Source organism: Lacinutrix gracilariae, from assembly GCF_042684485.1.
Lineage (GTDB): Bacteria > Bacteroidota > Bacteroidia > Flavobacteriales > Flavobacteriaceae > Oceanihabitans > Oceanihabitans gracilariae.
On sequence record NZ_JBHULM010000011.1, the window covers coordinates 496,851 to 507,047 of the forward strand.

12 protein-coding genes are annotated in these 10,197 nt (G+C 30.5%); all 12 read right to left on the minus strand.

Going from position 1 to position 10,197, the window contains the following annotated elements:
* Window positions 1-42: 42 nt before the first annotated feature.
* The 12 genes from ACFSSB_RS09365 to gcvH all read right to left on the minus strand — a co-directional run bounded on the left by ACFSSB_RS09365 (window position 43) and on the right by gcvH (window position 10,138).
* Window positions 43-582, minus strand: a complete 540-nt coding sequence (locus tag ACFSSB_RS09365) for a DUF420 domain-containing protein (RefSeq protein ID WP_379903499.1) — start codon at window positions 580-582, stop codon at window positions 43-45.
* 76 nt (window positions 583-658) lie between these two features.
* Complete coding sequence (locus ACFSSB_RS09370) at window positions 659-1,408, minus strand: SCO family protein (protein ID WP_379903501.1); 750 nt, start codon at window positions 1,406-1,408, stop codon at window positions 659-661.
* A 91-nt stretch (window positions 1,409-1,499) separates the two neighbouring features.
* Window positions 1,500-2,216 (minus strand): hypothetical protein, encoded by a 717-nt coding sequence (locus ACFSSB_RS09375; RefSeq protein ID WP_379903503.1) that lies wholly within the window; start codon window positions 2,214-2,216, stop codon window positions 1,500-1,502.
* 68 nt (window positions 2,217-2,284) lie between these two features.
* Window positions 2,285-2,665, minus strand: a complete 381-nt coding sequence (locus tag ACFSSB_RS09380) for a cytochrome C oxidase subunit IV family protein (RefSeq protein ID WP_379903505.1) — start codon at window positions 2,663-2,665, stop codon at window positions 2,285-2,287.
* Between the two features lie 25 nt (window positions 2,666-2,690).
* On the minus strand, window positions 2,691-3,668 hold the full coding sequence (locus ACFSSB_RS09385) for a cytochrome c oxidase subunit 3 (protein WP_379903507.1): 978 nt from the start codon (window positions 3,666-3,668) through the stop codon (window positions 2,691-2,693).
* 137 nt (window positions 3,669-3,805) lie between these two features.
* On the minus strand, window positions 3,806-4,387 hold the full coding sequence (locus ACFSSB_RS09390; RefSeq protein ID WP_379903509.1) for a cytochrome c oxidase subunit 3: 582 nt from the start codon (window positions 4,385-4,387) through the stop codon (window positions 3,806-3,808).
* 2 nt (window positions 4,388-4,389) lie between these two features.
* Window positions 4,390-5,283 carry a heme o synthase gene (gene cyoE, locus ACFSSB_RS09395; RefSeq protein ID WP_379903511.1) on the minus strand — a complete coding sequence of 298 codons (894 nt, stop codon included), beginning with the start codon at window positions 5,281-5,283 and terminating at the stop codon, window positions 4,390-4,392.
* Between the two features lie 166 nt (window positions 5,284-5,449).
* Window positions 5,450-7,573, minus strand: coding sequence for a gliding motility protein RemB (locus ACFSSB_RS09400; protein ID WP_379903513.1), 2,124 nt, complete (start codon window positions 7,571-7,573; stop codon window positions 5,450-5,452).
* Window positions 7,574-7,696: 123 nt separating this feature from the next.
* Complete coding sequence (locus tag ACFSSB_RS09405; RefSeq protein ID WP_379903515.1) at window positions 7,697-8,485, minus strand: energy transducer TonB; 789 nt, start codon at window positions 8,483-8,485, stop codon at window positions 7,697-7,699.
* Between the two features lie 116 nt (window positions 8,486-8,601).
* The gene (locus ACFSSB_RS09410; RefSeq protein WP_379903517.1) at window positions 8,602-9,330 is read right to left on the minus strand and encodes an energy transducer TonB; all 729 of its coding nucleotides are present in this window, start codon (window positions 9,328-9,330) and stop codon (window positions 8,602-8,604) included.
* A 57-nt stretch (window positions 9,331-9,387) separates the two neighbouring features.
* Window positions 9,388-9,765: a VanZ family protein gene (locus ACFSSB_RS09415; protein ID WP_379903519.1), complete on the minus strand. Its 378-nt coding sequence runs from the start codon at window positions 9,763-9,765 to the stop codon at window positions 9,388-9,390.
* Window positions 9,758-10,138: a glycine cleavage system protein GcvH gene (gene gcvH / locus ACFSSB_RS09420; RefSeq protein ID WP_379903521.1), complete on the minus strand. Its 381-nt coding sequence runs from the start codon at window positions 10,136-10,138 to the stop codon at window positions 9,758-9,760. The genes ACFSSB_RS09415 and gcvH overlap by 8 nt, the downstream gene beginning before the upstream one ends.
* Window positions 10,139-10,197 lie beyond the last annotated feature (59 nt).

Here is a 10,197-nt window from a genome sequence, read left to right on the forward strand (position 1 = left end):
ACTAGATGGTATTACAATATTAAACTATGCTTAGAATAACATTTAATTTATATAATATGGTGAAATCATAAGATAAACAATAACACCTGTAACTGCAACATATAACCATAAAGGAAAGGTAATACGTGCTATTTTTTTATGTCTCTCAAAGTTTTTAGTTATTGCTCTTACATAGGTAATCAATACAAATGGTATGATTACAATAGAAAGTAAAATATGTGTAATAAGAATAAAATAATACACGTATTTAATAACTCCTTCTCCGCCAAATTTGGTAGAATCACTTGTCATGTGGTACGCTACATAAAGAACTAAAAACACAGCGGAACACATTACAGCAGTAGTCATCAAGTTTTCATGAAGTACAATATTTTTTTTACGAATTGCAAAAAAAGCTATTACTAAAATAATTGCAGTAAAGCCGTTTATGGTAGCGTAAATTGGAGGTAAAAAAGATAGAGGTTCTACATTTGGTATTCTAACTCCAAATAAAATAGCTACAGCAATTGGCACAACAATAGATAAAGTAATTATCCATTTATTGTATTTTTGCTCTTCTTGTATGTTTTGATCTTTATTCATAATTTTTACCCTTCTATCTTAGTTATTACAAAGAAATACTATCCCCTTACTTAAATTAAGAAGGTGTATTATAATATTATTCGTTTAGTAATTTATTAATATCTTCTTTAAGCATGGTAATTTGCTGTTCTTGACCTTCATCATCTACTTGTTCTTCTTCAGAGATCATTCCGTTATAATAAATAATAGGATTACCATTTTCTAGTCTAGAACGGATAAAACCGTTTTTATCTACTAAAGCAAAGTTTCCGGAGTGTTCAAAACCACCTTCTACTTCTGCTTCTTCTGCAGTGTATAAATTAAAACCTTTATTAGCTAATTCATAAATTACTTCTTGATCTCCTGTCATTAAATTCCAGTTTGGGTTTGTTATACCATATTTTTTAGCATAAGCTTTTAATACTTCTGAAGTATCATGCGCTGGATTTATAGTAAAAGAAGCTACACCAAAGTTTTTATTATCTGGAAATGTATTTTGAATATCTACTAGGTTTCTACTCATTCTTGGGCAAATGGTAGGACAGGTAGTAAAGAAAAATTCGATAACATATACTTTACCTAGGTAATCTTTATTGGTAATAATTTTACCATCTTGATTTTTAAAACTAAAGTCTGGTACTTTTTTTGGTTCGCCATTAATTTCTAGAAATGCTAAGTCTGAAGTTCTAATGGTTCTATCTTCATTAGAAACACTTACGCTTCTACTCTCTTCTCTGGTAATGTCTTTATTAGTAACTCTATCTACTATTTTAGGTATAAAAATAATACCAAAAACCAATATAGTTAATGCTATACCAATGTATGAATAATTTGATTTTTTGCTCATGGTGTTATGCTTTGCTATTACAAAAGTTGAAACCTTAAATTAAAAGACCATTAGATGGTTTTTTAATAAACATTTTCTTTGTTTGCGTTTATTACTCGGTTACGTTTTTTAAATCGTTTGCTCTTCTGGTTTCCGAATTGAAATTCCCTTTACGTTTTTGTCTATATTCAGTAAAAAGGATTCTTAGGTCTTCGCTCATTTTATTTTTAAGCTCTGCTACTTCAATACAATCATAAGATTTTAATTGGTATGCAGGCTTATTTTTAGCTTTCTCATTATCTGCTCTATCATCTATTCTTCCTCTTAAATTTAATTCTTTATCAATAATAACCACATCATTAGTAGCAAGGTTTGCGTCTAAATCTTTAATAAGGTGAAGGCTGTTATATACTTTTTTAATTTCTTTATCTGAAGCAAAAACGTATTTCCAATACGCTAAGTATTCGTATTTACTAAGTTCGCTTTTAAGTTGCTCAACTTCTGCTTTGGCGCTTTCAGGAACAATCATAACGATTTGAAACTTTTTAAAGCCTTTAAATTTATCATACATCAACTCTTTTAAGTTAGACATAGCAATAAGTTTATCTATGGGCTTATTACCTAAAAACCCAAGAATAGTAATATGGTCTTTAAGTTGAATAGTATCTTTTTCTAAGGAGGAAAACGAAGTAATGTCTAAAACATTTTCTTCTAATATATCTAAGGCAATATAATTGTGTTTTGCAGGATATAAAAACAGTAAAAATAATACAGGAAGGAAGAATAAAATTCCAAGTATTACATTTCTTTTAATCAGCTTTTTGTTCATAGTACAAAAATAAAAAAAGGTGGTTTAATAACCACCTTTTATATATAATTTAACTGAAAAATCTTGTACTAAAAATCGGTTTTAATAAAACCTGAAGCGTAAACAGATTCAATATAACCACCTTCTTGTAAAAGAATAAATACAAGGTATAAAATTAAGAATACTGCAGTCCATACAACCATACGTCTTAAAGGTTTTACTTCATCACGCATGTGCATAAAATCCCAAGTAATATAATATGCTTTAACTATGGTTAAAATAATGAATATCCAATTTAAGGCTTTCATACCTAAAACGTGTCCCATTAAAGCTTCTGGTTTAAAAATACCTAATACAACTTCAATAATAGTTACAAAAGTTAAGAATGCTAATACACCCCAAATTTTAGCTGTATTGGATTTAAATTTCCATAACCCTCTAAATATCTCTAATTTATGTTCGTGTGCCATTTTTTTTAAATATATCTTTAATTAATTAAACTAGGTAGAAGAAAGTAAATACAAATACCCAAACTAAATCTACAAAGTGCCAATAAAGTCCAACTTTCTCAACCATTTCGTAGCTTTTACGTCTTTCGTAAGTTCCTAAAATTACATTGAAAAATATGATAATATTTAAGACAACTCCTGAAAATACGTGAAAACCGTGAAAACCTGTTATAAAGAAGAAGAAGTCAGCAAATAAAGGCGAACCATATTCGTTTACATGAAGGTTAGCACCTTGCACATATAATCTTCCGTTATCTTTTAATTGTTTTATAGACTCTTCTCTAGACAATACTGTTTTCTTGCCATCTGCATCTAAAATTTGTGTTCTTACTAAAACATTTGGATGCGCTTCTAAACCTTTAGTAATTTCAGACATTGTAAATGCTGGTAATGCGCTTTCGTTTACAAACCATAAACCGTTTTTACTTTCGTGTTGCGTTCTTTCTCCAGCTTCTGCTTTAGCAAAATCTGCAACAGCTACTCTGTGTCCATCGGTATCTACAAACTGTAAAATATTACCACCTTTAGTTTGTACAGCACCAAATTCACCTTTAATAAAAGTATTCCATTCCCAAGCTTGAGAACCAACAAATATTAAACCACCAATTACTGTTAAAAACATGTAAATGGTTACTTTGGCTTTATTTAAATGGTGACCTGCATCTACAGCAAGTACCATGGTTACTGAAGACATAATAAGTACAAATGTCATGAAAGCAACATAATACATAGGTGCTTCTACACCATGTAAGAAAGGAAAGTGCGTAAACACTTCATCTGCAATTGGCCAAGAGTCAATAAACTTAAATCTTGAAAAGCCATAGGCTGCTAAAAAAGCGGAAAAGGTTAATGCATCAGAAACGATGAAAAACCACATCATCATTTTTCCATAACTTGCTTTAAGAGGTTCATTTCCTCCTCCCCAAGTTTTACCTTCTGTTCCAGTAGCTACTGTAGTATTCATATAATTGGTTTAGTTATTAAAGTTGCACAAAAATAATCATTTTATTTATCTAACGAAATATACAACAGTAAATTTTAAAGACTATAAACAAGCTTTAATGTATATCTAAAAAATGACCTTTAAAAATGGGTTAAAAATTATCTAACAAAATATAAAAACAAAAAGAGATATACCCATAGAATATCAATAAAATGCCAAAAAGTTGCAGCTAGCTCAAAGCCTAACATATTTGTAGGATTATACTTTTGTTTAAAATGATTATAAATTACCACCAACAAGCAAATAAGACCTACAATAACATGTATAATATGCACCATTGCTATTAAATAGATGTAAGACATAGTAACATTACTAGCTGCACCAGTAAAATAATATCCTAAATCTATGATTTGTTGAAAGCCTTGAAATTGGTTTACAATAAAAACAACACCTAGAACTAGAGTTGCTAATAACCAAATAGTAGTTTGTTGTCTATTATTATTTTTCAGAGCACGTTTTGCTAAAATAAAAGTAATACTACTTATTACAATTACTACAGTACTCATGATAAAAGCATTAGGTAGTACAAATTCTTTTAACCAATCTGGCCTAGCACTACTTACTACAAAAGCACTGGTCCATCCTGCAAAAGACATTACTAGTGAAATTATACCAAACCAAAGCATCATCTTTTTTGCTCTGCCGTGTTTTTCTTTTAAAGTACCTTGAGTTAAATCCATGATTAACGTATAAATTTATCTAATACATATACTATTTGTAATAGTGTAATGTAAGAAACACTAGCAAGCATTAATGTTTTAGCTGCTTGTGTTGTTAATTTTTTATATAATTGAAAAGCAAAATATAACAGCCCTAAACCTAAAAGCCCTACAATAACTGCCGAAACAGGTGTTATATATAGTTTTCCTGTAAAACCAAATGCTGGAATTAGCGAAGCTAAAACCGTCCAAACCGTATATATAATGGTTTGTGTTGCTGTTCCTTTATCTTTTTTTCTGGTAGGCAACATAAAGAAACCTCCTTTTTTATAATCGTCATACAAAAACCAGCCAATTGCCCAAAAGTGTGGAAATTGCCAAAAAAACTGTATTGCAAATAAGGTTCCTGGTTCTATACCAAAATCATTAGTAGCTGCAACCCAACCTAACATAAAAGGTATTGCTCCTGGAATAGCACCTACAAAAACCGATAATGGTGTTTTTGTTTTTAAAGGTGTATACACACAAGCATATAAAAATATAGAAATAGCACCAAACATTGCTGTTTGCGGATTTATTATATATAAAATAACAATACCTAGAATGGTAAAAATAGAAGCAATTGCAAAGGCTGTATTTACAGACATACGTCCTGCAGCAACAGGTCTGTTTTTAGTTCTATCCATTAAAGCGTCTAGATCTTTTTCTATAATTTGGTTAAATGCATTAGATGCACCAACCATAAAATAACCTCCAAATGCTAAAAGTGCTAATGTTGTATAGTCTACTGTTTCTACTCCTAGTAAGTATCCAGCCATTGAAGAAAATACGACACTTATTGCCAAGCGCATTTTTGTAATTTCTTTAAAATCTGAAATTATAGAATATTGTGTTGTAGATGTAGCTGTTGTACTCAAATAAAACGCTTTATTTTGCGAGTGCAAAGATACTTTATAAAACGATATTTAAAAAGAAAAAACCACAAGGTTTTTGTTTGTGGGGTTTTCTTTCACTTAAAGATATTTTTATTATACGCTTTTTTTAAATCTTTAAGATGCAGATTCTTGCTTACACTAGAATGTTTTACAAATCAAAATACCAGTTAAACAAGTCGGTTCTGATCCCAAAATTAAACCAAACAGTGTTATTACTAAAAGTAGTAGCCGTTTGCGCATCTGGATTATAGTCTCTAAAAGTAATATCTGCAAATATTTTAAGGTTTGTAGCAGGATTTATCAAGTAACCCGCTTGTAAATTGGTATAAAAAGTATTGGTTTTGTTACCTTGACCTACGGTTACACCTGTATTAGTTGGTCTATCGTTATAGCTTAGGTAAATATTACTACCATAACTAATGCCATCATCAAAATCTAAACCTCGAGCACCTAAAACCATTTTTGCATTGGCAAACCAACGTTTATAGTGGTAGCGACCAATAAGCACAAGCTCACTAAAGTTTGCTCCCCAAAGGTGCGCCATAGATTGGTTGTTGTGTCCGTAATTTAAAAAAGTACTGTTATGCGAATACGTATAAGGTCTTACTCTGTTATATTCTGCTTGCAGCATCAGGTTATCTACTTTAAAAGCGTTGTAATATTTTAGACCTAATTGATAACCAAACTTATTTTTCCAGCTTTTTTGCCCTCCTGTAATATCACTTAATGAAAACTCATCTAGCACAAATTGACTGTATGCATTAATATTATCATTCACTTTATACTTTGCAGATAAACCCATTATAGCATTTCCTGCATCTTGTCCTGTTTCAAACTCTATAGCACGATAAAAAATAATTGGGTTTAAGTAATTAATATCAAACCCTCTGTTTTGTGATTTAGCCCAAATAATAGATTCAAAAAAACCAATATTTAAACGTTTTGTAGCGTTCCAACTTAAAAAGTGCGTTGCCATGTACTTACTTAAATACGCGCCATCTTCATCCGTTCCTGCTGGTGTAACATCTTTTAACCACATCCAGGTATTGGTATATTTAATTTTCCAGAATTTAGTATTGATCTTTAAAAATGGGGAAGGACTAGCCACATCACTTACAAATAACGAACGATAACCATCACCAATAAAGTTTTTACCATGACCAAATTGTACGTTTAAGAAATTGCTTGGTGAATAGGATAAATACGCTTCGGCAACAGGATAATCATACCCATTATCCTTAAAACTTTTTGCTATACCACGACCAGGAATAATTGCTGCTTCGTCTGATGCTTTTATAGATTCTGCATATTGATTATAATATTGAGCAAAACGACCTTGACTTTCATAAACCGAAGCATAAAAGCTAAACTTTTTTCCTAATCCTCCTTGAATATACAGACCTCTAGTGTTATTGTATGTAGAACTAAAATCTGCATCTGTATCTTTACCTACTTCTAAATCAAAAATAGGATCTACAGTAAACCAATAATTTTCTGCTTGATAACGTACTAGATGCTCATTCCATAATTTTCTAGACAGTAAGGTTTCGTTTCCTTTTGTTAACTTTTCCTTTTCCGCTTCAAAATTGTAATATTTTGAAACATCTTCATATACAAAAGGCTTAGATGCTGTATGGCTATTAGTACCAACTAAATTTATATTTCTATCAAATTTAGCATATGCGCTATGTGTAAAAGGTATATTTAACTGGCTTGTGTACTCTTTATTAGTATATGGAACCAGTTTTTTATTTACACTATCGTATTCTGTTTTTATAGCATCTTCAATAGATTGTTTTTCCTTTTCTTCTTTTTCTCCTATACTGTGTACACTTGTGGTTTGCGCATTTTTATTTGCAATTTGAGTAGCTTGATTTACAATAGGAATTTGAATAGAAAGAGAGTACTGCTTATAAGTAGGTTTACCATTATAGGTACCTGGTTTAATTTTTGGTATTGCATTAAAAACACGAGTTGCTTCCTCTTTTAGTTCTTTATACATAGCATCTACATAAATAAGGCGGAAAGCACCTTCTTTATCTACTTCAAAAAGAACATCTACTTTACCTATGTAATTATCTTCTGTAACAATTTCTGGTGTTTTGAAGGTATTGTAAATGTGATTTAACACATTAGTATCAAAACAATTTTGAAGGTTATTAATTTCTACAGATTCACATTTAGGAAAAACTGGTGGCTTTTCTATGTATGTTTCTTCTTGCGAAAACGAAAATATAGGAAGTAGAAGAAGTAAAAGAAAGAATCTCTTCATATTAAATTTGCTGTTTATTATAAAGTTGAAAGATACTATTTTTTTACAATTTTAAAGATTAAAAAAAATCGTTAACAATTACTTATTAACGACTTTCTTTAAAAACAAGGATATAGTACTCCTTTAATTTTGTGCATTAAAAATTATGGGTTGTGAATATACCACAGATACATTTTTATTATGCTGTTTGCCTGGTTTCATTTTTGGCAGTTTACCAATGACCTCTTCGGCTTCAAGTTTTAAGGCTTTGTGTTTTGATATAGCAGTAACTTCTGTTATTTCTCCATTCGAATTAATTTTAAAACCAACGTTTATTCGTTGTCTACCAGACAAGCCCAAATCATTAGCAATATCTGTATCAAAGTATTTTTGAATATGTTTTGCTATACGTTTAGACATACATGCTTTTCTTTCTGCATTATTGGTAGCATTTTCACATCCTGGAAAAACAGGAACTACTTCTACAAAATCTACAGAAAGAATAACTTGCTCTTCTGGTTCTTCAAGCAAATCGCTAAAATCTAGCTCTGTTGGTAATGTATTTGTGGTTAATGGTTCTGTAATAATTTCTGAAGTTTCTATTGTATCAGAATCATCATCGCTTACTACTGGATTTGTAAAAACAGTTGGCTTTTTTTTCTTTACCGAAGCTATTTTTTCCTCTTTATAAATCTTAAATTTTTCAGGAACATAGTCTGTGGGTTCTTCTATATAATCGGTAAACTCTATAACATAGTTTTTACTAGCAAACTCCATTTCTAGAAGTACATAACTAAACAGTAAGCATACAATTAAACCAACCTGAAAGTAAATGGTTGTGTTTTTTTGTAAATTTGCATCATGCTTTTGTGATTTTTTCACGTTTTCCTCTTTTTGGCCATTGAGGTCACGAGATTTCATTTGATTTCTCATAATATTAAATGTTTAAGTGTTAATATTATGCTAAATTCACAATAAGCATACCAAAAAAGAAATCCCGTTACAAATAATGTAACGGGATTTTAATTTATGAGTAAAAAAGTATTTTTTTAGTCTTGTACTTGAAATGAAATTGGAAAACCGTAAGGTACTGTTACAGGTTTACCACGTTGCATACCTGGTTTCATTTTAGGTAATTGACTTACAACTTTTACAGCTTCTTGTTCTAGTTTTGGGTGTGGTGCTCTTGCACGTACACTTACAATGTTACCACTTTTATCTACTTTAAACTGAATACTAATTCTGTGTTTACCAGCATTTAAACCTAAATCTTGAGCTAAGTCTGTATTAAACTTTCTGTTTACAAATTTGCTAATTTTTTGAGACATACATTTTTTTCTTGCATTGTTGCTAGATTCACCTTCACAACCAGGAAAAACAGGAACATTTTCAATAACTGCAAATGGTACCTCAATATCTTCTTCTACTTCTTCAATTTCTTCAACCTCTTCTACTTCTACAATTTCTTCTTCTTGACTTGTTTCTGTAGATTCAATTACTGTTTCTTCCACTTCTACTTCATCCTCAACAACCTCAATAACTTCAGGTGCTGCTGGTGGTGGTGGTGGAGGTGGTGGCGTTTGTATTTGTTCTGTAATTGGCACTTCTTCATCTAACTCTTCGTCAAGATTTAATTGACCTATATCAATTACAGTCTTATCATAAGTTTTATAATTAATTGCAAAATTTGTTAATAATAACATTAATGCTAAACCTACTAAAAAGTAGAGACCACTGTTTCTACCAACGTTTGCTTTAGGATTTTTCTTAAGTTCCATGTGTCTATTTTTTACTTGTTGCTAAAATAACCAATTATTTGGCAAAAAAGCAAGGGTTTATAATTTTTTAACTAGTGCTTTCTTAAACAGTAAGAGAATTACTATAGTTAAGCTCACTCCTAAGGTGTTAGCTAAAATATCATTATTGTCTGCTACTCTTGTTTCTGTTAACACACCTTGTAATATCTCAATAATTATACCAAAAATTACAGAAATGATTGCAGAAAACAACAATGCTTTGTTAAAAGTCCACTTTAAATTATTGCTAAAGGTAAGAAACCAAAACAAAGTTAAACCACTATATGCTATAAAGTGAAATATCTTATCGGAATTGGAATAGTCAAGATCTGGCAATCCTGTTACACTTATTAAACTAACTATAGTTAATAAACAAGTGTAGAATAAAGCAATAACAAAAGTATATTTTTTAAGCACCTATAAGTGTTTTATACGCATCTGCAGTCATTAGATTTTCTAATTCTGAAAGATCGGAGCATTTCATTTTTATCATCCAACCATCACCATAAGGATCTGTGTTTACTTTTTCAGGCTCGTCTTCTAGAGACTCATTAAATTCTGTTATTTCTCCTGAAAGTGGTAAAAATAAATCAGAAACTGTTTTTACAGCTTCTACTGTACCAAATATTTCTTCTGCGTCTAATGTTTCATCAACCGTTTCAACTTCAACATATACAATATCACCTAATTCACTTTGTGCAAAGTCTGTAATACCTATTATAGCAGTATCACCTTCTATTTTAACCCATTCGTGATCTTTTGTATACTTTAATTCTGATGGAATATTCATTTTGTTTTATTTAATTATTAGTATTGGCAAATGTATTTAATTGTCTGTTAATTTTAAAC